A 453-nucleotide genomic window follows, 5' to 3' on the forward strand; every position below is an offset into this window, starting at 1 on the left:
GTCCTGGAGTGCGCCGCCGCGGGCGCAGGGCTTGCCGTACTGCCGCGCTATCTCTGCGAGGGGGCGCTGGAGCGCGGCGAGGTGGTGGCGCTCCTGGACCCGCCGGTCCCGCCGCTGCGCACCTACTTCCTGGCCGCGCGGACCGGCACACTCGCCCTGCCTCACATCGCGCGGGCGCACGAGTGGCTGGTGCGCGCTGCAGCCGACTGGTGACCCCCGGGCGTGCGGGTGTTTCAGAACGGGTTCTGTGGGCCACTCTCTTGCCATGACCGAACGTCCTGTGGTCAAGCGCACCGCACGCGCCATCTTGCTCGACGGCAACGACCTCATCCTCATCAAGCGCACCAAGCCTGGGGTGGATCCGTACTGGCTCACGCCGGGCGGCGGGGTCGAGCCCGAGGACGCAACCGTTGTCGACGCCCTGCACCGCGAGGTGGACGAGGAGCTCGGCGC

General features: G+C 71.5%; 2 protein-coding genes. Both read left to right on the top strand.

Annotated features, from left to right (window positions below):
* The coding region (locus AC1DUE_RS20310) for a LysR substrate-binding domain-containing protein (RefSeq protein ID WP_477041210.1) at positions 1-213 on the top strand (213 nt) is incomplete at its 5' end.
* 52 nt (positions 214-265) lie between these two features.
* The coding region (locus AC1DUE_RS20315) for an NUDIX domain-containing protein (RefSeq protein ID WP_477041211.1) at positions 266-453 on the top strand (188 nt) is incomplete at its 3' end.

The organism is Cellulomonas sp. P4_A2, from assembly GCF_056402515.1.